A 25497-nucleotide genomic window follows, 5' to 3' on the forward strand; every position below is an offset into this window, starting at 1 on the left:
AATTACGAGTTACTAATTACGAATTTTTAATTACCAAAATGATTATGAGTTCGTAATTCAAAATTGCTAATTATTAATTGCTTTATCCTCCAATTGTAGACATACTTTCTGAAACATCATTTCCACGAGCAGCTTCAGCTATAAATCCGTTTTCGGGTTTATGATGTACGGTTTTTATAAATAATTCTTTCAAATCGTTATCACTTGCTCCTTTACGAATAAAGTCTCTTACATTAAAAACACCACCATCAAACAAACAGTTTTTAAACATTCCGGTTGCAGTAATCCTTATTCTATTACAATCGTTGCAAATGGTACGTGTAAAAGCAGGAATTATTCCAAAAGTACCTTTATAGGTTGGTATTTTGAAGTTTTTAGAAGTAGATGATTTTTTAGATTGAACAGGAATTACTTCTGAATAATGCTTTTGAATATGATTTATAATTTTTGTGTAATTCCATTCTTCATTCATTTGTCGCTGACCTTTACCGTTAAAAGGCATTTCTTCAATAAAACGAACCGCAATATTTTTATCTTTTGAAAGCTCTACAAAATCTATAATTTCATTGGTATTAAAACCAGACTGCACCACTACATTTAATTTCAAATTTAAATTACTCTGGGCTAATTTTTGAAACGTCTCAAAAACATTTTCAAAAACATCGCGTCGGGTAATTTGCGCAAATTTTTCTTTGTGCAAACTATCAATACTTAAGTTAACCGATTTAATTTTTAGCGCTTCTAACTTTTCAATATGATTAGAAATTAATGCGCCATTGGTGGTAATATTAATTTCATCTAATTGATCATTAAATGAAAGTGATTCCAAAAAATTTATAAAATCTTTTCTTACAAAAGGTTCACCACCCGTTAAACGCACTTTGTTAACTCCTAATTCAGAAAGTACTCTTGTAATTCGGTACATTTCTTTATAGGTAAGCAATTCTTGCCTGTCAACAATATTGATACCTGCAGCAGGCATGCAATATTGGCAACGCAAGTTACATCGATCTGTAACCGCTAGTCTTAAATAAGATATTTTTCTACCAAATTTATCTGTTAACTGCATTAATTTAAGATGATTTTATTTCTTCCTAATGTAATAATTTCTTCGTTCTCTAATTTTTTTAATATTCTTGAAATGGCTTCTCTTGAAACCCTTAAATCTCTTGCAATATCAAAATGTTTTCTATGTATGGTATTATCATTATGCACCAAACTTGTTTCTTCTAAATAATTAATCAACCTAAATTCTAAATCTTCAAAAGCAATATCGTTGATTTTTTCTAGTAAAAATGAAGTTTGAATTTGACTCATTTTTAAATAAAAATTTCGCCATGATTCATATTTTTGAAACCACGAATTTACAACTTTTACAGGAACAGATATGTAAGTAATATTACTTTCCGCCTTTAGTCTTATTTCACTTTTCTTATTCTCTAAAGCATACAAAATTGACGTTGCACTTGCTTCATTTTCAGATAAATAATACAAAAACAAACCTTTACCTTTTCCGTTTCTACGCATTGTTTTTACAATACCTGAAATTATTAAGGGAATAAAATGAATATCTCTTCGTATTTCTAAAATAATTTGATCAGGCTCTGCATGTTTTAACAATCCATAATCCGCAATTTCTTTTACTAATTTACTTTCAAAAGTAGCAGAAAAATTATTGGAGACTATTTCATGTATTTTCATACCAATTTATTTAATGTGGCAGTTTATCTTTTAAAGATCCATAGAAAAAAGCACCTAAAGTAGCTCCAAAAATAACCACTAAAATAGAAACTACACCTTTACCAACTAAAACAAACATTGGTCCTGGGCAAGCTCCTGCTAAAGCCCAACCCAATCCAAATAAAATTCCGCCTAATAAATTGCGGTACATTCCTTTCTTTTTTGGAGCAATGTGTATATCTTGTCCTTCAAAAGTTCTAACTACTTTTTTTCTAAACAACAACATACTTACCATACCAATTAGCACTGCTGAACCAATAATTCCATACATATGAAACGATTGAAATTTAAACATTTCGTAGATTCGATACCATGAAATTATTTCGGCTTTACTCATTACTATCCCGAAGAGTATTCCTACTAAAAAAAACTTTATGTATTTCATAATTCTTCGTTTTAAAATATTAGTGGTAAAATAAACCAGGTCATAACCAAGCCTCCAATAAAAAATCCAACTACTGAAATTAGTGATGGTAATTCTAAATTACTAAGTCCTACGATAGCGTGCCCTGAAGTACAACCTCCAGCCCAACGCGCTCCAAAACCTACCATAATACCCGCAATTAACAATACCAAAAATCCTTTAAAGGTTAACATGGTTTCTATGCTAAAAATTTCATCGGGTAAATACGTAGCTCCTGCATTTTGAATACCAATAGCTGCTAAATCTTGTACTGTTTGTGGATTTAAATCTACAGCATCACTTGGAGACAACCAATTAGCTGCCACAAAACCACCTACAATAGACCCTGCAACAAAAACTAAATTCCAAGAGTTTTGTTTCCAATCAATTTTAAAGTAATCGATAAATCTTCCGGCGCCACCAATAGAGCAAAAAGTCTCTAAATTAGATGAAACACCAAAACGTTCGCCAAAGTAATACAGCAAGAACATGACAAACGCAATTATGGGTCCGGCAACATACCAAGCCCAAGGTTGTGTAATAAATTCCATAATTTATTTAATTAGTTAGTTTTATAAAAGTATTGTATAAATTATGCTGCTATGTAACTTTAGTTACTTTTGAGCTAAAACTGTAAAATTTCAATTTTGTTTCTGTGCAACTTAATTTTCCCCTCATTCTCTAATTGTTTTAACAATCTTGAAATTACAACTCGAGAAGTGTGCATATCATAAGCAATGTCTTGATGCGTTGTATTTAGGGTAGTTTCACGCATAATTTGTGCCTTATCTGTCAAATATTTATACAAACGCTGATCCATTCGCATAAACGCTAGGGTGTCAATAGTTTCCATCATTTCATTCAAACGAATATTGTAACTATCAATTACAAAATTACGCCATGATTTGTATTTTACCAACCATTCGTCCAATTTTTCTTTTGGAAGAAATACAATTTCACTTTCTTTTTCGGCAATGGCTCTAATTCCGCACTTCCCATTTGAAATAGCGCTCGCAAAAGAACTTGCACAAGTATCTCCTTTTTCTAAAAAATACAATAAAATTTCCTCTCCTTTTTTATCTTCACGCACAATTTTTATAGCACCGTCTAATAATAAAGGAACACCTTTCATTTGATCACCTAAGTCAACCAGTAATTCGTTTTCACGTAATTTTTTATAAACACCAACTTGCTCCATTTCATCCATTAATTCTTTTTCAAATACGAACGAATAATAGCTATCTAGTTTTTCTCTTATCATTTTATGAAATTTAATATTTTTGAAGTAGCTCCTGTTTTACTTACAACATAATTGTACGCATTGCTACCTGCCTGTTCTCTTTTTTGTTTTTCTTTATAAAACTCGTTTAAAAGTACGGATAATTTTTGAGAATTATCTACCACAAAACAAGCCTTATTTTCTACCAAACCAATTGCCTCGTTAAATTTATGATAGTTTGGACCTATGACTATTGGCACTCCAAAAGTTGCCGGTTCTAGCACATTGTGAATTCCAGATTTTGTATAACCACCTCCAACATACGCAATAGCTGCATAGCTGTATACTTTTGTTAAAATACCTACCGTATCAATAATAAAAACCTGGTAGTCTTTTAAATTTTTACCTGACTTTTCAGAAAAAAGTACTGTTTTTTTTGAAATAGCATTTTTTAACTCTTCAATATTTTTTGGATTGATATTATGAGGTGCTACTATAAATTTTTCTTCATCAGAAGCATGATGATTGATATAATTTACCAACAATTCTTCATCTTCTTTCCAGGTACTCCCAGCTACTAAGGTGTATTGTTTATTTTTAAATTCAGCAATAAAATCTAATTCATTATTTTGCTGAGTAATTTCATACACACGATCAAAACGTGTATCTCCGCTCAACGTAACATTTTTAAACCCTATTTGTCGCAATAATTGCTCTGAACCTTCATCTTGCACAAAAAAATGAGAAAATGCTGCTAGCGACTTTCGCATCCAACCTCCATACCATTTAAAGAACGCTTGCTTTTTTCTAAAAATTCCTGAAACCAATAGGGTTTCAATATTCCTAACTTTTAATTCACTTAAAATAGAGGGCCAGAACTCATATTTCACAAAAATGGCCAATTTAGGATGTACAACATCTAAGAATTTTTTGGCATTTTTTTTAGAATCTATTGGTAAATAACAAACTACATCGGCTATTTCATAGTTTTTTCGAACTTCGTACCCTGAAGGTGAAAAAAAAGTCAATACCAATTTATAAGTTGGATATTTAATTTTCAACTTTTCAATAATTGGACGCCCTTGCTCAAATTCGCCTAACGAAGCACAATGCATCCAAATTACCGAATCTTCAGGCTGTATGGATTCTAATAATTTAGGAAATGTTTCTTTTCGTCCTTCAACAAAGAAGTTAATTTTTTTATTAAATAAAGCAACTAGTTTTAACACAAAACCAACCCCTAAAATAAGTATGTTATAAATAAAGTACATAAGAAACAAAGGTACAAAATAAGCTTATAAAAAAACTCCTAAACTTTTCAGTTTAGGAGTTTTTAAAATTTTTAAAAGAATTGTTTCTTAAGCTTCGAAAGGTTCAATAGAAACATAAGATCTATTATCTCTTTTCTTTTGGAATTTCACTAAACCATCCACTTTTGCGTGTAAAGTATGATCTTTTCCCATATATACGTTCTCACCAGGATGGTGTGTAGTACCTCTTTGACGGATGATAATGTTTCCTGCAATTGCAGCTTGTCCACCAAATATTTTTACTCCAAGTCGTTTCGATTCTGATTCTCTACCATTCTTCGAACTACCTACTCCTTTTTTATGTGCCATGATGTTATGGTTTTAAAATTTTGGTTCTTATTTAGTTAATGCTTCAATTAATTCAGCTTTCTTCAAAGAAGTGTATCCTGAAATACCTTTTTCTTTAGCTAAAGCTTTTAATTCAGCTACAGTCATTGAACTTAAATCTTCAGAAGCAGCTACCTCAACATTTTCAGTTTTTGGAGCTTCTTTTTTAGCTGGAGCGCTTTTTTTAGCACCACTTGCTACGATAGTTTCAATTTGAATTTCAGTTAAAGCCTGGCGATGACCATTCTTTTTTCTGTATCCTTTTCTACGTTTCTTTTTGAAAACGATTACTTTATCACCTTGTAAGTGACGTAAGATTTTAGCCGTTACTTCGGCTCCTTCGATAGCTGGGGCGCCAACAGTTACAGTACCTTCGCTGTCTAAAAGAAGAACATTGTTAAAAGAAACTTTTGCTTCTTCTTCTTCTTGTAAGCGGTGCACGTAAACCTTTTGGTCTTTCGCTACTTTAAATTGCTGCCCTGCTATTTCTACAATTGCATACATAAGTATTGTGTTTTATTCGCTTTAATAATTAATTCACCTCTCAAATAAGGCGGGTGCAAATATAAAGTTTTTTTCTTATTGAACAAAACTATTTTAAAACAAAGAATTCGCTCATTTTAAGCTATTTAAAACACCATTATTAATTTTCACATCTATTACTTTTAACTTAATATCTTAAAGTGTAAAATTCAAGACTCATAAATACTAAAAAGAGATTCATTTTTTTTTAAATGATTAACTTTATAAATTGTAACAATTACAAAAAAAAGCGTCATATACGTATTAATTAAATTTAAAAACACTTTATGAAAATGAAAAAAATGTATTACTTAAGTTTTTTAAGCTTACTACTATGTGCAACTGCATTTGCACAAAAGGTGGCTTTTGAAGAGTATGATTTAAGCAACGGCATGCACGTAATTCTACACAAAGACAATTCTGCGCCAGTTGTAACAACTTCAGTTATGTACCACGTAGGTGCCAAAGATGAAAACCCAGAAAGAACAGGTTTTGCCCACTTTTTTGAGCACTTATTGTTTGAAGGTACCGAAAATATTGAAAGAGGTGAATGGTTTAAAATTGTATCAGCAAATGGAGGTACAAATAATGCAAACACCACACAAGACCGAACCTATTATTATGAAGTTTTTCCTTCAAACAACTTGGCTTTAGGTTTATGGATGGAATCAGAAAGGTTAATGCATCCTATTATCAATCAAATTGGTGTTGACACTCAAAACGAAGTAGTAAAAGAAGAAAAACGTTTAAGAGTTGACAATTCACCATACGGACAATGGACAGGGCAAGTTTTTGCAAATTTATTTAATGAACACCCATATAGATGGATGACAATTGGATCTTTAGATCATTTAGACGCTGCTTCATTAGAAGAATTCCAGGCGTTTAATAAAAAGTTTTACGTTCCTAACAATGCTGTTTTAGTTGTTGCAGGAGATTTTGAAACTGAAAATGCTAAAAAATTAATTGAAGACTATTTTGGAAGTATTCCAAGAGGTGAAGATGTTGTTCGTGAAACACTTACAGAACAACCAATTACTTCAAAAATTGAAGTAACGTATGAAGATCCTAACATTCAAATTCCGGCTGTTTTTACAGTATATAGAACACCGTCAATGACTACAAGAGACGCTAGAGTTTTAGATATGATTTCAACTATTTTAAGCGATGGAAAAAGCTCAAGATTGTATAAAAAATTAGTAGATGACGAGAAAAAAGCAATGCAAGTTGCTGCTTTTAACTACTCATTAGAAGATTATGGAGCTTACATAGTTTTAGCACTTCCTTTAGGTGATAATACGTTAGACGATTTAGTGGATGAAATGAACGAAGAAATTGTAAAACTTCAAACTGAATTAATCTCTGAAAAAGAACTTCAAAAATTAAGAAATAAATTTGAAAATCAATTTGTAAACTCAAATTCAAGTGTTGAAGGTATTGCAAGTTCTTTAGCAACTTACTATATGCTTTATGACGACATTAATTTAATTAATACTGAAATTGACATTTACAACTCTATTACTAGAGAAGAAATAAGAGAAATTGCTAAAAAATACCTAAACCCAGAACAAAGCTTGGTTTTAGATTATTTACCTAAAAAAGATATAGAATAAAACTTACAACATATGAAAACAAAATTTATATATTTTATAACACTACTTTTTCTGACAGTAACAGCTTCAGCACAAGTAGACAGATCAGTTCAGCCAAAACCAGGTCCCTCTCCTAAAATTAATTTAGGGAAACCTCAAACTTTCGAATTAAAAAACGGCTTAAAAGTATTGGTTGTTGAAAACCATAAATTACCTCGTGTTTCTGCAACTTTAACTATTGACAATTCACCTATTTTTGAAGGTGAAAAAGCAGGTGTATCATCTTTAACAGGAAGTCTTTTAGGTTCTGGAACTAAAAATATTGACAAAGATGCATTTAACGAAGAAGTTGATTATTTAGGTGCAGGTATTTACTTCGGAAGTCAAAGCGCTAGTTTAAATTCATTATCAAAATACTTTCCAAGAGTATTAGAATTAATGGCTGATGCTGCACAAAACCCTGTTTTTTCTCAAGAAGATTTTGATAAAGAATTAAACATCTTAAAAGATGGTATTAAATCTGTAGAAAAAAGCGTTCAAAACATCGCAGGAAGAGTTCAAAGTTTATTGGCTTACGGTAAAAACCATCCTTATGGAGAATACACCAGTTTAAAAACTCTTGAAAATGTAACTTTAGCTGATGTTGAAACATTTTACAACACCTATTTCAAACCAAACAATGCCTATTTAATTATTGTAGGTGATGTTAAATTTAAAGAAGTAAAAAAATTAGTAACAAAACAATTTTCTGACTGGAAAAGCGGTGAAATTCCTGCTTACACCATACCAGCTGTAGAAAATGTTGCTAAAACTGAAATTGACTTTATTGACATGCCAAATGCGGTACAGTCTGATGTTACTGTTTTAAGTACGGTTGATTTTAAAATGACAGACGACGATTATTTTGCTGTTTTATTAGCTAACCAAATTTTTGGTGGTGATTTCAACAGCTACTTAAACATGAATTTAAGAGAAGCGCACGGCTATACGTATGGTGCAAGATCTGGCATTCGTCCAAACAAACACACAGCTTCTTTATTTTCAGCAGGGGCTCAAGTTAGAAATGCCGTAACAGACAGTACTGTAATGGAAACTATGACCGAGTTGACTAAAATTCGCACAGTAAAAGTTACTCCTGAAGAATTGTCAATTGTAAAAGCGTCATACGTTGGAAGTTTTGTTAGAAATATTGAAAAACCCGAAACGGTTGCTCGCTATGCTCTAAACATTCAAACAAACAACTTACCTGAAAATTTTTACGAAAACTATTTAGATAAATTAAATGCAGTAACTATTGATGATGTTGAGCGTGTTTCTCAAAAATATTTCAGCTTAGATAACGCTAGAATTATTGTAACAGGAAAAGCTTTAGATGTGTTACCTAACCTTGAAAAATTACCTTACACTATCAATTATCTTGACAAAGAAGGGAATGTAACTTCAAAACCTGAATTGACAAAACCAATTCCTGAAGGTGTTTCAAAACAAACTGTTATTGATGCGTATTTTAATGCTATTGGAGGTGCTGATAAAATTAAAGCGCTAGAAAGCACCTTAGTTACCTACGAAGCATCAGCTATGGGAAGTACTATTTTATCTACTGAAAAAAGAACTGCTACAAAATATGCTAATGAAATGAGTATGGGCGGTAACGTAATGGCTAGAATTATTATGACTAAAGATGCCGTTACCATGAACAAACAGCCTTTACCAGCTGCAATGGCTAGTGAAATGAATTATACACTAGGTACTTTTTCTGAAATTGGTTTATTGACGAATGAAAATTCTAAATTAACAGGAATTGAAAATATTGAAGGTAAAGATATGTATGTAATTTCAACAAAAGGTGAAATTGTATCTACAACTATTTATTTTGATGTTGAAACAGGTTTAAAAGTGAAAGAAACCCAAGTAACAACTATGCAAGGGCAAACACAAAACCAAGAATCTAATTTCAGCGATTACAAAGAATTTAATGGCGTTAAATTTCCAGTAACAAAATCAGGAAATTTAGGCCCGCAAGCAGTAGAGTTTAAATTAGTCGAAGCTAAAGTAAACGAAGGTGTTTCTGAAAGTGACTTCGAATAAAAATTAACTTTAAAACACATTGAAGAACGACTCAAGAGATTGGGTCGTTTTTTATTTGGCTTTATTTACAATATACACGCCTAATAAAATAATAAAAGCTGCAATAAACTGCACAAAAGTAATTGTTTCGCCATCCAAAATTCCCCAAGTAATTGCAACTATTGGAATAATATAGGTGACAGATGAAGAAAATATTGCTGAGGAAATTTGAATTAATCGGTTAAACATTAATTTAGCCAGGCCAGTACCAACAACAGCTAAAATTGAAAGATAAAAAAGCCCTTTCAAACTACTATCATTTAATTCAAAAGTGCTATAAAAATCTGTGAAACCCAACAAAACAAGCGCAGGAATAACAGAAATAGCAAAATTAGCAACCGTAATACTTAAGGCATCTAAATCGTATAAATATTTTTTCAGAATATTTATATTTAACGCATAACAAATAGAAGCTACTAAAATAAATACTGAATAAGCATAATCTTGATTCGGGTTTAACTCTGCGCCTTTTAAAACAAGTAATACCGTACCTACCAAACCAATTAAAACACCAATTAATTGTCTTTTTCTAAAACCAAATCCAAAAACTAAAGCTCCAAAAATTAAGGTATTTAAAGGTGTCAATGAATTTAAAATAGACACCACGGAACTATCCATTTTTTCAACCGTATAAGCCATTAAAAAGGCAGGAATAAATGAACCTATAAGACCATTTAATGCCAAATAATACCAATGCCTTTTCTTAATTTTAAAAAGTCGTTTAAAACCAATAAGCAACATAAAAACTGCAGTAATTATAACTCTTAACGCACCAACCTGCATGGCAGTTAAACCCACCAAAGCATATTTCATTAAAATAAAGGAACTACCCCAAATTAATGAAAGCAAAAATAAATATACCCAACGCAGTTGTTTATGATCCATATTTTAAATAAAATGCAAAAGTCGTATAAAATTTGAAATGAAACCTAACTTAAAATCTAAAATAAGTTCAAAATTACTTTTCACATATATTTGTAATAAATCTAACACAGATTCATCTAAATAGTTCTTAAATTTGTTTTTTTAAACTAAAACTTATTATGAAACAATTAATTATAGCTTTCTTTTCAACAATTGCCTTTTTCTCTTGTAATGAAGTAAAAAAAGAAACCTCAACTAATAAACAAGAAGTTACTACTAAAGAAGTGGCTGCTGACTACAAAAGTATTGAAGTTGATATAGAAGGAATGACTTGCGAAATTGGGTGCGCAAGAACTATTCAATCTAAACTTTCTAAAGTAGATGGAGTTACTTTTGCAAAAGTTGATTTTGAAGCTAAAAAAGGGCAATTTACCTTTGACACTCATAAGGTTAGCAAAAATGAGATTATCAAAAAAATTGATGGAATAGCAGGAGGAGATGTATATTCCGTAACAAATACTAAAGAATTAGTCGAAATTATTAACTAAAATAGCCTTATTTAATTTTATTCTTAATAAGAATAGTTGTTTCTTTGTAGTTAATCAAAATCAATCTACAAATGAAAACAATTAAATTATTAATCGCAGTTGCACTAGTAAGTGCTGTTGCCATTTCTTGTAAAGAAACAAAAAAAGAAGCAACTACAGTAATTGAAGAAACTATTGAAGTTACAACGGACGAAGCAGAAACAGTAATTGATGAAACAGTTATTGCTATTGACAGTACTGGTGCTGTAATAGAAGAAGCTGTTGAAACTGTAATTGATAGTACTGGTGCTGCTGTAAAAGAAGTTATTGAAGAAATAAAAAAATAAATACCTCTTTTTTTCTAAAAGCTCCGATGTGAATTCATCGGAGTTTTTTTATCTCTTTTTTTGTAGACTGTAATTTAAAAACAGCAAACTCATAAAATACAACAACCCAATTAACTGGTGACTTACTCCATAAAATAAAGGTATTTTTCCTTCAATATTTAAAACGGTTAAAATACCCAAAAAGACTTGCAGCAACAACAAAGCAACCGTCAAATTCAACCATCTTTTTGAAAAAACAGCTACTTGATTTTTCAACTTTACAAACATATAAAAAGTAACAACCAACAACAAATAGGCTAGCATTCTGTGTGAAAATTGTATAAAAGCAGGCGCAAACAAATAGCTATCGTAATTGATCATATTTCCCCAGTTCCAATGCTCACTATTTAACAAAACATCAGGAACAAATTCACCATTCATATCTGGCCAACTAGGATAATATAAACCTGCTCTCATACCAGACATCAATCCAGCAAAAACCATTTGAACTATGGTAACCGCAATAGTAATTGGAACAATTTTATGTAAAGTTATTCTTTTTTTAGTTCCAAAAATATAAACATCAGCCACTGTTTTTACCATTGCCCAAATAACAAATAAAGCCAACATAAAATGAATAGTTAATTTATATGCATTTACCCAAGGCCTGTTTATTAAACCACTTTGCACCATAATCCAACCTGCAGAAGCTGTTAAAATTGTTAAGAAAACAACCAAGCTCAACCTTTTTATTAAGTAGAGGTCTATTTTTTTTCGAAGTACAAAAAACACAAAAGGAATTAAAAATATAAACCCTAAAGCGCGCACCCATAGTCTATGAAAGTATTCCCAAAAATAGATGAATTTAAAATCGCTTAACGACATGGTGGAATTGATTTTATGAAACTGAGGCGTATCCTTATACAAATCAAAAGCAGCTAACCATTCTTGCGCATTTAATGGCGGAATTACGCCTGTTACAATATCCCAACGCGTTATTGAAAGTCCCGAACCGGTTAAACGTGTGATACCTCCTAAAATAACTTGACCCACTAACATTATTAAACCTATTAGCAACCAATTTCTTATTGTTTTACTGTATTTAAATTTTGCTATTGTCATTTATTTCCACTCTAAAGATTCTACTAATTTCATCATATCTTTTTCAATGTATTTTATGGCAGGCACTATGGAATCGTAATTTGGTTTTGTATAAAAATACAATGCACCCGAAAGCACATGATTTAAACTATCAGTTGCTCTAAACTGAACATTTGTAGCCACATTTCCTTCAATATTATACAATTTTGCGTACACCTTTTTTTCTTCATCATTATAAGGCCTATCACTAATAACATCAGCTTTAATGGTATGTTCAAAGGTTAGTTTTTCAACTTCTTTTAAAATATCATTTAAATTATTATCTACACTTCTATAGGTAATATGAATAGTTGCTTTTAAATTTGGATATTCAATTTTAGCCCAACAATTATTTTTTAATTCAACTTTCGCCTGAGTTGAAGCCTCAAAAGTATACGGACAATTAGATTGTACTTGCTTATACGTAGCAATTGGATAGTGTAATTTTAAGTACGATTTTGGTTTTGGCAAGGTATCTCCAACACAAGAACTCAATAAAACTGCCACCATAAAAATAAAACTCCATTTTTTCATAACAGCATTAATTAGGGATGGTCACTTTTATTTTCTTGATTCTTTTTTTCTCCATGGCTTCAATTTTAAACAAGTAATTTTTAAAATGTATCACCTCATTCTTTTTAGGAAACTTACCGTAAACTTCTAAAACAAAACCTGCAACTGTTTCAGATTCACCTTTATTATCATCAAACAATTCAGTGTTTTCTAAATCTAGTATTTTATAAAAATCTTTTAAATTGGTTTTTCCTTCGAACAAATAATTGTGCGCATCAATTTTTGTATAAAATAAGTCTTCATCATCAAATTCATCGTTTATATCTCCAACAATTTCTTCAATAACGTCTTCCAAAGTAACTATACCACTTGTTCCTCCGTACTCGTCAACCACCACAGCTAAATGATTTTTCTTTTCCTGAAACTCTTTCAACAAATCGTCTAATTTTTTATTTTCAGGAACAAAATATGGTTCTCTAATTAAATTTTGCCAAACAAAGGATTTTTTATTTAAATGTGGAAGTAAATCTTTTGCGTACAACACTCCTACAATTTCATCAACATTCTCATGATATACAGGATTTCTAGAATAGCCTTTGTCTACAATTTTTGAAATCACATCCTCGTATAATTCAACATCAGAAAGTGCAAAAATATCAATTCGAGGTGTCATTATTTGTCCTGTTTCTGTATTTCCAAAACTTACAATTCCTTCTAATATTTTTTGCTCTTCTTTTGTAGTTGCTTCATCAGAAGTTAATTCTAATGCTTGTGATAATTTTTCAACAGAAAGACTTGATTGTTTTTTATCGAACTTCTTTTCAATAATATTAGTTAAAGTCATTAATGGTGTACTAATAACAGACAACAAGGCACTTAAAATATTAAGAGGTAGCGCCATGAAAGACGCGAATTTTAATGCATTTCTTGAGGCATATACTTTTGGCAACACCTCTCCAAACAATAAAATAAGAAAGGTCACCAATACAACTTCAATTAAAAACCGAAGCAACATAGACTCAATTTGATTGAAAATGTTTTCGCCTATATAAGCAAAAATAAGTACAATTAAAATATTAATAAAATTATTAGAAATTAATATGGTTGCTAATAATTTTTGTGGTTTTTCTAACAATGTAAATACTGTTTTCTGCTTACTAGATTTTGACTCAGCTGCTTCACCTAAATCCAGTTGGGATAAGGAAAAAAAAGCAACTTCGGCTCCAGAAATAAGTGCAGATAAAAGCAGTAATAAAAAAAGTACTGCTATACTTAGAAATAGCCAATAGTTAATAGATTGGACTAAAAAAATAAATAAAAACGTGGGTTCAGGATCCAATTATTTTCAATTTAATTAAACTTAAAACGGTAAATCGTCATCTTCTTTAACAGTGTTTTCAGTACTATTTCTTGTTGCAGTAGCACTTGGTTTTGGCTCAACTTTATTAGATGGTGTAGTTTCTTTTTTCGTACTCAAGAAAGTCATGTCAGTCACATGAATTTCGGTAGTATAACGCTTTGTACCATCTTCACCATCCCATTGACGGTTTTTAATGCGCCCTTCACAATACACTTTATCACCTTTACTTAAATACTTTTCACAAATTTCTGCTAATTTATTACGCACAACAATATTATGCCAATCTGTAGTTGTTACTTTTTCGCCAGTTTGCTTATTTGTATAGCTTTCATTTGTCGCCAAAGGAAAACGCCCTATAGCGTTTCCACCTTCAAAATAATGTACTTTTACCTCATCACCTAAGTGACCAATTAAGATTGCTTTATTTACTGTACTAGCCATTTTTTGTAATAGATTAATAATCAAAAGTACTAAAAATTTTAGTTGGTTTTATATTGCTTTAAAAAATTATCAATCAATGTTGAAACAGGGAAATTGTTTATTTCGCTCCAATTTAAATTAAACTTTGAAGAAGCTGGTGTTTTAATAACCCAAAAATTGGTGAAAATATGTTGGTGAGATAGTTTATGTGGCAGCATACTAGAATTAAAAAGCTGAATGGAAACGTTTAACTTATTAAAAAATTCTTTAAAAACCTCATGCTCAATAATTGCTTTTTCATCAATTGGCTGTAAACTTTCTATGAGCGGAAATTCATACAAGTTCAACCAAATACCTTTTTCGCGTTTTACCAATGTTGTTTTATCATCTTCGGTTTGAATGACTAAATAATTAAAATAGCGATTTCTAATTTTAATTTTATTTTCTTTTACTGGTAATTCTTTCACCTTATTATTAGCCAATGCCAAACAACTAGCATTTAACGGACAAATTTCACAATCTGGGTTTTGAGGTTTACACATACGTGCACCAAATTCCATAATAGCTTGGTTGTGCGTTCCTGAGTTTTTTGGATCAATTAATTCTTGCGCCAATATTTTAAACTCTTTTATTCCTTTTGTACTATTTATAGGAGTATTTATATTAAAATAGCGCGCTAAAACCCTATAAACATTCCCATCAACTACAGCTGTAGCTTCATTAAAACAAATAGATGCAATAGCTGACGCCGTATAATCACCTACACCTTTTAACTTTATAATATTATTATAGGTGTCTGGAAAATCTCCATTAAGTTCATTTACAATATATTTAGCCGAAAAATGCAAGTTACGCGCTCTTGAATAATAACCCAATCCTTGCCAGAGTTTGAGTACCTTTTCTTCACTGGCTGAAGCCAACTTTTCAACTGTAGAAAAATGTTCAACAAATTTAAAATAATATGCCATTCCTTGGTCAACTCTGGTTTGCTGTAAAATAATTTCAGATAACCATATATAATAAGGATTTTGGGTTTTTCGCCAGGGCAAATCCCTTTTGTTTTGTAAGTACCACTGTACTAGTGTCTTAGAAAATTTCATTATTGTAACATTAAAATGCAATGATACATTATTTAAATGATTAAATTTTAGTGAATTAACGTTTTGAAATTGATTATTATATACTATCTTTGCCGTCTTAAATTTATAATAACATATATAATTAAAATAGAAATGACGAAAGCAGAAATCGTATCAAGTATTTCAGATAAATCTGGGATTGAAAAAGCAGATGTTTTAGCAACTGTAGAAGCGTTCATGGAAGAGGTAAAAAGTTCTCTTGAACAAGGAGATAATGTTTACTTAAGAGGTTTTGGTAGTTTTATCATTAAAACAAGAGCTGAAAAGACTGGTAGAAACATTTCAAAAAATACGACAATTAAAATTCCTGCTCACAATATTCCTTCATTTAAACCTGCAAAAGTTTTTGTAGAAGGTGTTAAAACAAAAGTGACAGTAAAATAATTAGATTCAAAAGAAATTATTAACAAAAACAACATTTTATTATGCCAAGTGGTAAAAAAAGAAAAAGAGCGAAGATCTCTACTCACAAACGTAAAAAAAGAGCAAGAGCAAATAGACACAAAAAGAAAAAGTAAGCTAAGCTTACTTTTTCTTTAACTTTTAATTAAGTTCATTGAAATAAATATTTGCATACCGCAAATATTGTTGGGAAAATCCTGTAAAACTTATTATAAATAGTTTAAACAGTTATGTTTAAACATAAAAACAATTCAGAGTGAAAACAGAATTAATTATACGATCAAACTCCTCTGATATTGATTTTGCCTTATTAAAAGATGGTAGACTAACAGCACTAAATAATGAATCAAATGGCAATAATTTTTCCGTAGGAGATATTTTTCTAGCTAAAATTGGAAAAGTACTCTCAGGTTTAAATGCATCATTTGTAAATGTAGGTTATCCTAAAGATGGCTTTTTACATTATCATGATTTAGGAGCACAACTCACTTCTTTAAATAAATTTATTAAAGGTGTTAGTACAGGTAAAATTAAAGATTACACTTTAAAAAATTTTAAACTTGAAAACGATATTGACAAGAATGGGAGTATCGTAAACGTATTAAAAACAGGTCAAAGTTCATTAGTACAAATTGTAAAAGAACCAATATCTACCAAAGGACCTCGTATGAGTTCTGAAATATCAATAGCAGGTAGGTATTTAGTTTTAGTTCCTTTTTCAAATAGAGTATCCGTATCTCAAAAGATTATGGACACCGACGAAAAAGAACGTTTGAAAAGGCTCATAAAAAGTATCAAACCTAAAGGTTTTGGAGTTATTATAAGAACTGTTGCCGAAGGTAAAAAAGTAGCTGAACTTGATAAAGATTTACAAAATTCTTTAGAAAGATGGGTTGTTATGTGTAAGAAGATTAAAGATCTTAAAACACAACAAACACCTATAAAAGTATTAAGTGAATTAAACAGAGCTTCTTCTATTTTAAGAGATTTGTTTAATGATTCTTTTACAAGTATTGTTACAAATGACGAAATACTGTTTTTAGAAATTAAAGAATATTTACAAGAAATTGCTCCAGAAAAAGAGTCCATTGTAAAATTATACAAATCAAAAGTACCTATGTTTGAAAAATTTGGAATTGAACGTCAGTTGAAAACATCATTTGGACGTACAGTTTCAATGAGCAAAGGAGCTTATTTGGTAATTGAGCATACTGAAGCACTGCATGTAATTGATGTAAATAGTGGAAACCGTTCAAATAAAGCATCGTCGCAAGCCGATACTGCTTTAGAGGTTAATTTAATTGCGGCTACAGAAATTGCCAGACAATTACAACTACGTGATATGGGGGGTATTATTGTTGTTGATTTTATTGATATGCACACAGCTGAACATAGACAAAAGCTCTATGATCATTTAAAAGCTGAAATGGCTTTTGATAGAACAAAACACAAAATATTACCACCAAGTAAATTTGGTCTTGTTCAAATTACAAGACAACGCGTTAGACCTGAGTTGGTTATAAAAACACGCGAACCTAACCCTAGCGGTGAAGGTGAAGTTGAAGCTCCAATTGTTATCATTGATAAAATTGAAGCTGAACTAGATAAACTTATTATTTTAAAGGAGCATAAAAAGATTATTTTAAACACACATCCTTTTATAGCTGCTTATTTAAAAAAAGGCATACCATCCATTCAACAAAAATGGTTTGCTAAATACAAAAAGTGGATTAAAATTTTACCAAGAGATGCTTACCAATATTTAAGATTTGACTTTACCGATAATTCTGGTAAATTACTTAAATAGGCAATAAACAATATCTATAAAAGTCCTGCTTTATTGCAGGGCTTTTTTTTAAAACCAAAACCCAACATTAAAATACCAATAATTTTCTTTATGGTCTGGAGACCAAGCGTAATGTATTTCAACGGGTCCTAGGAATGTTTCTACTCCGTACCCAGCCATATATCCAGATTTGGTGTTTTCAAACAACCTTCCTTCATTAAACAAATCATTCTCCACCCTTGCAAAATTTCCTACTAAGGAAATATAGTTTTTTGGTATAAACTCATACCTTGCTGTTAAACCCGATCTTAAAAAAGCATCTTCATTTAATTCAGAAAAATCGTACCCGTAAAAAGGTATAAAATTATTAATAAAATTTTCACCATAACCACCCACATTATAATCTAGCGCTCTGTTGTCATTTTTCCCAATGGTAAAGCCTGCTTGAGATATAAAGTGAAAAGTTAACCTATCAAAAAAAGTAAAGGCTATACCAAAATCAGCTTTAAGCTGTGAGAAAGGACTGAAATTTTTATTATAATTTGTTGACGTTACGTAATATAACATACCTGCATCTAAAAATATACCTTCCTTAGGAAAATAACTTTTATCATACGTGTCAAATTTTATATATCCTAAAAAATTTAAATAACTGGACTTGTCAAAATAAAATTTCCCATTGTTACTTGTACTAGGTTGCCCAAATAATTCTGAAATAGTTTCTGTATCTGCAACCAACCTTTTAAATTCTATACCTGCACCAATTGCAAATTTTCTACTAAAAACTGTTTGCACATAAGCCTGATTGGTAAAATCTTCATAATTTAAATTAATTTTACTGGCTTCAACATCTTCAAATTTCACATTTGAATTGAAATTATTATACCTAAACCTTAAACCAAAACTCCAATAAAAACCATTGTCAATAAAATAATTGATATTGTATCTTAAATTGTCACCTAAAATTAAATCTGCTGAAAATATATCATTCTTAAACAATAAGTGTTTAGAAGTAAAGTTTACTAAAACTCCTGTTTTATATAAATCATCATAATGAATACCTAACTTTAGATAATCCTTAATATCGGTTTCTTTTACACTAAATTTAACGGTATTCCCAGTGCCATTTTCATCAATTTCATATTGTATCAATTCAAAATTGTCTGTAGAAGATAAATTATCAATACTCTCTACTAACCGTTTATAACTTGTAGAATCTTTCTTTTTTAAATTTAACTTCCCTAAAATATAGGCTCGTGTATAGTGCTTGTTTCCTGTTATTTGTATTTCAGAAATATGAATTTTTTTAAAATAATCTTTTTTAATGGTTAAAAACTCCTTTTTAATTTGACGCTTCGCAATGGCTCTAAATACATCCATATTAGCCAAACCAACAGAGTCACCTTGTTGCATTATTTCTTCTGCTTTATCAAATGAAACTACTGCATAATTATCAAGATTAGGCTTTAACAACACATCTACTTTTTTATGTTTATCTTCCAATGTTTTATACATTTGAAAACCTACTATTTGGTTCAATATTTTTAATGCCGAATTTAACTGCTCTTTATCATTTAAACCACTTTGAATATCTACACCAATAATTATATCAGCGCCCATGGCCTTTACCTCATCAACAGGGAAGTTATTTACAACACCTCCATCAGTTAATAACTTCCCATTAATTTCAACAGGAGCTAACAATGTTGGAAAAGACCCACTTGCTTTCATTGCCAAAGGCAAAGAACCTTTATCTAAAACCACCTGCTTACCAGTTTCTAAATCAGTTGCTATACATAAAAAAGGAATTGGAAGTTCGTTAAAATTGTGTATTTCTCCTACGTGTTGAGTTAATTTCGAAAATAAATTAAGTACATTTTGCCCTTCAGAAATTGCAACAGGAATACCAACACTTCTTTTTCTTATAGGCAAAGTTAATGCGTATTTTTCACCATCCTCCTTTTCGTAAAAAGGTTTTGATTTACGGGGAGAATCGTTAGATAAAATAGTTTCGTAATTTATAGATTTAACAATAGAATCTAACTCTGAAGCTTTGTAGCCTGAAGCATACAAAGCCCCAACAATTGCTCCCATACTTGTTCCTCCAATATAATCAATTCGCACACCTGCTTCTTCCAATGCCTTTAAAATCGAAATATGCGCAAAACCTTTGGCCCCACCTCCACTTAAAACCACACCAACTTTAACATCTTTTTTTTCAACAATTTCTTGTGAAAAAGCGATGTGAAAGCAGCATAAAAAGAATATGATGGCTAACCTTTTCATTATTATTTTTTCATTTGAAAATAATTATAAACTTTTAGTGCTCTTGAATTTCCTACTACTTTTTCTAAATCGTTAAATGAAGCTAAAGAAACTCTTTTTGTTGACTTAAAATGTTTTAATAAAGATACAACAGTTTGTTTACCAATCCCAGAAATTTGCTCTAACTCATTATTTAAAGCACTTTTACTGCGCTTATTTCTATGGTGTGTTATACCAAAACGGTGTGCTTCATTTCTTAATTGTTGAATAATTTTTAAGCTTTCAGATTTTTTATCTAAGTACAACGGCACTGGATCATTCGGGTAAAATATTTCTTCTAAGCGTTTTGCAATTCCAATAATTGCAATTTTATCTCTCAAGCCTAATATGTCTAAACTCTTTAATGCAGAAGATAATTGTCCTTTTCCACCGTCTATTACAATTAACTGGGGTAAGTCCTGCCCTTCTTCTTGCAAACGTTTATAACGTCTAAAAACAACTTCTTCCATAGAAGCAAAATCATCTGGACCTTCAACTGTTTTTATATTGAAATTTCGATACTCTTTTTTACTTGGTTTTCCGTTTCTAAACACCACACAAGCAGCAACGGGGTGTGTACCTTGAATGTTTGAATTATCAAAACATTCTATATGCCGTGGTTGTTTAATTAAACCTAAATCCTTTTGCATTTGCTCCATTATACGGTTAACATGCCTTTCTGGATCTACAATTTTTATTTGCTTTAACTTATCTTGCCTAAAGTATTTTGCATTTCTAATGCTTAACTCTACAATGCGTAATTTATCGCCTAATTTTGGTACTGTAACCTTTATATTTTCACCTAAATCAACTTTAAAAGGCACATAAATTTCTTTTGACTGAGAATTAAAACGTTGCCTAATTTCAATAATTGAAAGTTCTAATAATTGCTTATCACTTTCATCTAACTTCTTTTTAATTTCAGAAGTGTGTGATTGAATAATAGATCCGTTTGAAATTTTAAAAAAGTTAACATAACTATAGCTTTCATCTGAAACAATTGAAAACACATCAACATTTGTAATAGACGGATTTACAACCGTTGATTTTGCTTGATAATTAGCCAATAAATCTATCTTTTCTTTAATTTTTTGCGCCTCTTCAAACTCTAAATTGTTTGCAAAACGCATCATTAATTCTTGAAAAGAAATTATGGCGTCTTTAAAATTTCCTTTTACAATATTTCGAATTGCAGCAATATCTTTATTGTAATCTTCTTCAGTTTGCAAACCTTCACAAGGTCCTTTACAGTTTCCAATATGATAATCTAAGCATACACTATATTTTCCGGTTGCAACATTTTTTTCACTTAAATCAAAATTACAAGACCGCAATAAATACAATTCCTTAATTAAATCTAACAAGGCTTTAGCAGTTCTAACTGAGGTATACGGTCCATAATATTCTGAGCCATCTTTGATCACATTTCGGGTTAAAAACAACCGTGGAAAACGTTCTTTTTTAATACAAATCCACGGGTAGGTTTTGTCATCTTTCAGCATCACATTATATCGTGGCTGATATTTTTTAATCAAATTATTTTCCAACAACAAGGCATCGGTTTCCGTATTTACAACAATGTGTTTTATATTGGCTATTTTTTTAACCAGCACTCTTGTTTTGCCGTCATCGTGCGTTTTGTTGAAATATGAAGCGACACGTTTTTTTAAATTTTTGGCTTTACCAACGTATATTATAACATTATCCTTATCAAAATATTGATAAACACCTGGTTGATTTGGGAGTGATTTTATTTGTACTTCTAATTCCAATGTAAATTTCTATTTAAAGAATAAAAATAATCTTTTTATTTAACTTATTATTATACAAACCAGACGTTTAAAAACTATTATTCTAACAAAAATTATGTAATTTTGCGAAAAACTTAAAAAACACACTTTTTAAACGGTTATTTTATATATAATACAAAATAAGACACATGAAATATTGGAAAAAATTATCGAGACCCCAATTAATAAAAAAAATTGATACCGCTTTAGAATCAACAGTAGACTTTGAAAGCAGTAGGTATTTAGGGTATCCGGTTTCTCATTTAGATGAAAACGTTTTTAATACTAGCGGAACTTCTTTAGACAATGCCCCTATTTTAAAATCTTTTATTGCCAATCCAAATAATATTGGCTGCCATACTTTAGGTAAAAGTGAAGAGGCTTTTAAAGGTTCACAAGAATTAGAAAAAGAGGTAATTCGAGTGTTAGCTGTTGATATTTTTAAAGCCAAAGAAGATGAATATGATGGGTATATTGCTACCGGTGGAACTGAAGCAAATATTCAAGCATTATGGGTTTATAGAAATTTATTCAAAAAAGAATTCAATGCTAGCTTAGATGAAATGGTGATTTTATCTTCTGAAGATACACACTACTCAGTTCATAAAGGTTCAAATTTATTAAGTGTAGAAAATGTTTCAATTCCTGTAGATTTTAATTCGAGAGAAATCATTGCTTCAGCATTAGATACCATTGTTGGTAAATTAGCTTCCGAAGGAAAAAAATACTTTATGGTGATTTCAAATATGGCAACTACCATGTTTGGATCTGTTGATAATCCAGATGTGTATGCTGAAATTCTAACAAAACACAACGTTAACTTTAAAATTCATGTAGATGGTGCTTTTGGCGGATTTATTTACCCAATTACCAATAAACAATCTACCATTAATTTTGAAAATCCAAATGTAACATCCATCACTATTGATGCACATAAAATGCTACAAGCACCTTACGGAACTGGTGTATTTTTATGCCGAAAAGGTTACATTGAAAATGTATTAACAAAGGAAGCTCAATACGTTGACGGAATGGATTTAACACTCTCTGGAAGCCGATCAGGTGCAAACGCCATTGCTGTTTGGATGATTTTATTTAGTTACGGGTATTATGGTTGGTTCGAAAAAATAAACACTTTAATACTAAGAACCGAGTGGCTTTGTGATCAATTAAACACTTTAAATGTAGCCTACTTTAGAGACCCTTTTATGAATATTGTAACGATAAAATCAAGCTATGTTCCTGAAGATTTAGCACATCAATTTGGATTGGTGCCTGATACGCACGACGGTGAAAATAGCTGGTACAAAGTAATTGTAATGGATCACGTTGAAATTGATGATTTATTAAAATTTGTGGAAGAGTTAAAAGTTTCTCAATTGCAAAAGATTAATTAAAAATTTAATTTATATCCTAAAAAAGCCCGCTTTAAAGCGGGCTTTTTTAGGATATAAATTCCTATATTTTCAAACTCACTATTTACTATAAACCCCAGAAAATATGAGCACATAATACATTCCTGTTAAAATAAACACAATACCTGCAACCATTCGCATCCACTTTTCAATGGTTTTTATTTTATTATAAAACAAACCAATGCTACCGGTAGCAAAAGCTAATAAATAGGTAAAAAGTAGTACCGGTAAACCGGTTCCAACAGCAAACACAATAGGTAAATACAATCCTTCAACGCTAGAGATTGTCATTGGAATTAACATTCCAAAATACAAAGCACCACTATACGGACAAAAAGCCAACGCAAATATTGCTCCTATAACAAATGAACCTAAGATACCTTTGTCAGAAAATTTATGCGATAGTTTTTCAGTAAAATTACTTTTTCCTAGAAAGTTTAGTTTAATAACGTTCAACATAATTAAACCAATAACAATTAATAAAGGACCTAAATATTTTTCTCCATTTTGTTGAAAAAACTTCGCAATATGAAATTTACTCACTCCAAAATATAAAATCAGCCCAATTAAAGTATAGCTAAAAGCTCTTCCCAAGGAATACATAATTCCGCTTAAAAAAACTTTCTTTTTACTACTTATATTTTTTGAAATAAATGCTGTTGCCGTAATATTTGTAGCCAAAGGACACGGACTAATAGCCGTCATTAATCCCAAAACAAAAGCTGACAAAATTGGAATGTTATAATTTTCTAGAAGTGCTTTTAGAAATTCCATTTAGATTTTTGCTAACTCAGCTTCAAGTTTAGATTTCAATTCGGCAGAAAATTCTTCTTGGTTATTTCCGCTCATAAAGGCAAATTCAGTTAAATCAATTTGAGTTTCTTTTCCTTCAACTATTACATTTAAAAACAACGATGTACCAGTTGCTTCAAACTTTTCAGCAATTTTAACGTTTTCTTCCTCATCAACATTCACTGTTTTAAAAGTAATTTTTTGAGCTGTTAATTCCTTTGAAAAATAAGTATCTAATGTATATTTTGTATTTGCTTCAATGGCGTTGCAAGTCATACAACGATGTGTTGAGTGAAAATCAATCACTTCAATTTGATTGGATAACTGTTCAACTTTTTTGGTTTCTTTTTGAGCTTTTTCTTTACACGAAAACAATAACCCAATTACTAAAACTAATAAACTTAACTTTTTCATTTTTACTTTATTTATATTAAAAAATTATATTAAAAACATAACCTGAAATTATAATGCACACGGTGACTACCGAAAAAAAGATTCCGATCAACTTAACGGTCATTACTTTTTTTAACAACATAGCTTCAGGTAACGAAAGCCCTACAACTCCCATCATAAAAGCAATGGCTGTACCTAACGGAATTCCTTTTGCAACCAACACCTGAACAACGGGCAAAACACCTGAAGCTCCTGAATACATTGGCACTGCCAACAAAGCTGCTATGGGCACTGCAAACCAATTATCTTTACTTAAATACTGTTCAAAAAAACCTTCAGGAATATACCCGTGCATCAATCCACCAATAGCAATACCAACTATTACATACGGTAAAATTCCTTTTAAAATAGTTTTTGTTTCATTCCAAATTGAAGGTAATTTATCTTTAAATGAAGTGTGTTCAATTTCAAATTTTTGAGTTTCTTTTTTACTGTTTTCCAACACTTGTTGTACCCAAGGCGACAGATATTTCTCCAATTTTAATTTTTGAAGAATAGCTCCTGAAATTGTTCCTAACAAAATACCACTCACCACATAAATTATGGTTGTTTTTATACCAAACAAACCTATAAACAAGCCAATTGCTACTTCATTTACCAAAGGTGAAGTTACCAAAAACGCAAAAGTAACTCCTAATGGAATTCCTCCTTTTACAAAACCAATAAATAATGGAACAGATGAACACGAACAAAACGGAGTTACTACTCCAAATAAAGAAGCCATTAAATATTCAAATCCGTATAGTTTTTTACGCGATAAATAATTACGGACTTTTTCAACCGGAAAGTAACTATTTACAATTCCCATAAAGAAAATAATTACAAACACCAACAGTACTATTTTAATAGTATCGTAAATAAAAAAGTTAAGTGCTTCGGTTAAATGTTTTCCTTCTTCTAGCTTGAAAACACTAAAAACCAACCAATCTGCTAACTGTTGAATCCAATCGAACATTATTTTTTATTTTTTTATGTTCCGTCACTTCGAGTGAAATTATTAAAACTACGTTTCTCGAAGTGATTCAT

At 30.7% G+C, this 25497-nt stretch carries 26 protein-coding genes; 7 read left to right on the forward strand and 19 right to left on the reverse strand.

Annotation, left to right across the window (positions count from 1 at the left end; translation table 11 throughout):
* Nucleotides 1–82 precede the first annotated feature (82 nt).
* The 8 genes from moaA to rplU form a co-directional block, all read right to left on the reverse strand.
* Nucleotides 83–1069, reverse strand: coding sequence for a GTP 3',8-cyclase MoaA (moaA, locus tag CHB67_RS02895; RefSeq protein WP_089380254.1), 987 nt, complete (start codon nucleotides 1067–1069; stop codon nucleotides 83–85).
* The gene (locus CHB67_RS02900) at nucleotides 1069–1701 is read right to left on the reverse strand and encodes a Crp/Fnr family transcriptional regulator (protein WP_089380255.1); all 633 of its coding nucleotides are present in this window, start codon (nucleotides 1699–1701) and stop codon (nucleotides 1069–1071) included. The genes moaA and CHB67_RS02900 overlap by 1 nt, the downstream gene beginning before the upstream one ends.
* A 10-nt stretch (nucleotides 1702–1711) precedes the next feature.
* Nucleotides 1712–2125, reverse strand: a complete 414-nt coding sequence (locus CHB67_RS02905; protein WP_089380256.1) for a DUF6691 family protein — start codon at nucleotides 2123–2125, stop codon at nucleotides 1712–1714.
* An 11-nt stretch (nucleotides 2126–2136) separates the two neighbouring features.
* Nucleotides 2137–2694 (reverse strand): YeeE/YedE family protein, encoded by a 558-nt coding sequence (locus CHB67_RS02910; RefSeq protein ID WP_089380257.1) that lies wholly within the window; start codon nucleotides 2692–2694, stop codon nucleotides 2137–2139.
* 74 nt (nucleotides 2695–2768) lie between these two features.
* Entirely contained in the window at nucleotides 2769–3404 is a 636-nt protein-coding gene (locus CHB67_RS02915; protein ID WP_089380258.1) for a Crp/Fnr family transcriptional regulator, read from the reverse strand.
* Complete coding sequence (locus tag CHB67_RS02920; protein WP_089380259.1) at nucleotides 3401–4633, reverse strand: 3-deoxy-D-manno-octulosonic acid transferase; 1233 nt, start codon at nucleotides 4631–4633, stop codon at nucleotides 3401–3403. Before CHB67_RS02920 ends, CHB67_RS02915 begins: the two co-directional genes overlap by 4 nt.
* A gap of 87 nt (nucleotides 4634–4720) precedes the next feature.
* Nucleotides 4721–4981 carry a 50S ribosomal protein L27 gene (gene rpmA / locus CHB67_RS02925; RefSeq protein ID WP_089380260.1) on the reverse strand — a complete coding sequence of 87 codons (261 nt, stop codon included), beginning with the start codon at nucleotides 4979–4981 and terminating at the stop codon, nucleotides 4721–4723.
* Nucleotides 4982–5008: 27 nt separating this feature from the next.
* Nucleotides 5009–5503 (reverse strand): 50S ribosomal protein L21, encoded by a 495-nt coding sequence (gene rplU, locus CHB67_RS02930; protein ID WP_089380261.1) that lies wholly within the window; start codon nucleotides 5501–5503, stop codon nucleotides 5009–5011.
* Nucleotides 5504–5814: 311 nt separating this feature from the next.
* Between rplU and CHB67_RS02935 the strand changes: the two genes are divergently transcribed.
* Together CHB67_RS02935 and CHB67_RS02940 are read left to right on the forward strand one after the other, a co-directional pair.
* Nucleotides 5815–7134: a M16 family metallopeptidase gene (locus CHB67_RS02935; RefSeq protein ID WP_089380262.1), complete on the forward strand. Its 1320-nt coding sequence runs from the start codon at nucleotides 5815–5817 to the stop codon at nucleotides 7132–7134.
* Nucleotides 7135–7146: 12 nt separating this feature from the next.
* Entirely contained in the window at nucleotides 7147–9201 is a 2055-nt protein-coding gene (locus tag CHB67_RS02940) for a M16 family metallopeptidase (RefSeq protein WP_089380263.1), read from the forward strand.
* Between the two features lie 51 nt (nucleotides 9202–9252).
* Here the strand turns inward: CHB67_RS02940 and CHB67_RS02945 are convergent, their stop codons facing one another.
* Entirely contained in the window at nucleotides 9253–10125 is an 873-nt protein-coding gene (locus CHB67_RS02945) for a DMT family transporter (protein ID WP_089380264.1), read from the reverse strand.
* A gap of 158 nt (nucleotides 10126–10283) precedes the next feature.
* On the opposite strand from CHB67_RS02945, the gene CHB67_RS02950 reads away from it, so the two are divergent.
* The gene (locus tag CHB67_RS02950; protein WP_089380265.1) at nucleotides 10284–10652 is read left to right on the forward strand and encodes a heavy-metal-associated domain-containing protein; all 369 of its coding nucleotides are present in this window, start codon (nucleotides 10284–10286) and stop codon (nucleotides 10650–10652) included.
* Nucleotides 10653–10723: 71 nt separating this feature from the next.
* The gene (locus CHB67_RS02955; RefSeq protein WP_089380266.1) at nucleotides 10724–10978 is read left to right on the forward strand and encodes a hypothetical protein; all 255 of its coding nucleotides are present in this window, start codon (nucleotides 10724–10726) and stop codon (nucleotides 10976–10978) included.
* 48 nt (nucleotides 10979–11026) lie between these two features.
* Here CHB67_RS02955 and CHB67_RS02960 read toward each other — a convergent pair whose 3' ends face one another.
* From CHB67_RS02960 to mutY, 5 genes are read right to left on the reverse strand one after another with little or no spacing between them, the layout of a single operon-like run.
* Nucleotides 11027–12079 carry a COX15/CtaA family protein gene (locus CHB67_RS02960; protein ID WP_089380267.1) on the reverse strand — a complete coding sequence of 351 codons (1053 nt, stop codon included), beginning with the start codon at nucleotides 12077–12079 and terminating at the stop codon, nucleotides 11027–11029.
* A complete protein-coding gene (gene gldD / locus CHB67_RS02965; protein ID WP_089380268.1) occupies nucleotides 12080–12631 on the reverse strand; it encodes a gliding motility lipoprotein GldD in 552 nt (183 codons plus the stop codon).
* Nucleotides 12632–12638: 7 nt separating this feature from the next.
* Nucleotides 12639–13949 carry a gliding motility-associated protein GldE gene (locus CHB67_RS02970; RefSeq protein WP_089380269.1) on the reverse strand — a complete coding sequence of 437 codons (1311 nt, stop codon included), beginning with the start codon at nucleotides 13947–13949 and terminating at the stop codon, nucleotides 12639–12641.
* A gap of 21 nt (nucleotides 13950–13970) precedes the next feature.
* Complete coding sequence (locus tag CHB67_RS02975) at nucleotides 13971–14411, reverse strand: single-stranded DNA-binding protein (protein WP_089380270.1); 441 nt, start codon at nucleotides 14409–14411, stop codon at nucleotides 13971–13973.
* A 38-nt stretch (nucleotides 14412–14449) separates the two neighbouring features.
* Nucleotides 14450–15490 (reverse strand): A/G-specific adenine glycosylase, encoded by a 1041-nt coding sequence (gene mutY / locus CHB67_RS02980; protein ID WP_089380271.1) that lies wholly within the window; start codon nucleotides 15488–15490, stop codon nucleotides 14450–14452.
* Nucleotides 15491–15610: 120 nt separating this feature from the next.
* Here mutY and CHB67_RS02985 point away from each other — a divergent pair, with 120 nt between their 5' ends.
* Both CHB67_RS02985 and CHB67_RS02990 read left to right on the forward strand, forming a co-directional pair.
* A complete protein-coding gene (locus CHB67_RS02985; protein WP_394335351.1) occupies nucleotides 15611–15913 on the forward strand; it encodes an HU family DNA-binding protein in 303 nt (100 codons plus the stop codon).
* Between the two features lie 274 nt (nucleotides 15914–16187).
* The gene (locus CHB67_RS02990) at nucleotides 16188–17738 is read left to right on the forward strand and encodes an Rne/Rng family ribonuclease (RefSeq protein WP_089380273.1); all 1551 of its coding nucleotides are present in this window, start codon (nucleotides 16188–16190) and stop codon (nucleotides 17736–17738) included.
* Nucleotides 17739–17786: 48 nt separating this feature from the next.
* On the opposite strand, the gene CHB67_RS02995 is transcribed toward CHB67_RS02990, so the two are convergent.
* Both CHB67_RS02995 and uvrC read right to left on the reverse strand, forming a co-directional pair.
* Nucleotides 17787–20003, reverse strand: a complete 2217-nt coding sequence (locus CHB67_RS02995) for a patatin-like phospholipase family protein (RefSeq protein WP_089380274.1) — start codon at nucleotides 20001–20003, stop codon at nucleotides 17787–17789.
* Between the two features lie 2 nt (nucleotides 20004–20005).
* A complete protein-coding gene (uvrC, locus tag CHB67_RS03000; protein WP_089380275.1) occupies nucleotides 20006–21793 on the reverse strand; it encodes an excinuclease ABC subunit UvrC in 1788 nt (595 codons plus the stop codon).
* Nucleotides 21794–21960: 167 nt separating this feature from the next.
* On the opposite strand from uvrC, the gene CHB67_RS03005 reads away from it, so the two are divergent.
* A complete protein-coding gene (locus tag CHB67_RS03005) occupies nucleotides 21961–23208 on the forward strand; it encodes a pyridoxal phosphate-dependent decarboxylase family protein (RefSeq protein WP_089380276.1) in 1248 nt (415 codons plus the stop codon).
* A 78-nt stretch (nucleotides 23209–23286) separates the two neighbouring features.
* On the opposite strand, the gene CHB67_RS03010 is transcribed toward CHB67_RS03005, so the two are convergent.
* From CHB67_RS03010 to CHB67_RS03020, 3 genes are read right to left on the reverse strand one after another with little or no spacing between them, the layout of a single operon-like run.
* Complete coding sequence (locus CHB67_RS03010) at nucleotides 23287–24000, reverse strand: aromatic aminobenezylarsenical efflux permease ArsG family transporter (protein ID WP_089380277.1); 714 nt, start codon at nucleotides 23998–24000, stop codon at nucleotides 23287–23289.
* Nucleotides 24001–24432, reverse strand: a complete 432-nt coding sequence (locus tag CHB67_RS03015) for a nitrophenyl compound nitroreductase subunit ArsF family protein (protein WP_089380278.1) — start codon at nucleotides 24430–24432, stop codon at nucleotides 24001–24003.
* Nucleotides 24433–24448: 16 nt separating this feature from the next.
* On the reverse strand, nucleotides 24449–25426 hold the full coding sequence (locus tag CHB67_RS03020) for a permease (protein ID WP_089380279.1): 978 nt from the start codon (nucleotides 25424–25426) through the stop codon (nucleotides 24449–24451).
* Between the last annotated feature and the right edge of the window lie 71 nt (nucleotides 25427–25497).

It is taken from the genome of Lutibacter agarilyticus (assembly GCF_900188235.1).
Classification (GTDB): domain Bacteria; phylum Bacteroidota; class Bacteroidia; order Flavobacteriales; family Flavobacteriaceae; genus Lutibacter; species Lutibacter agarilyticus.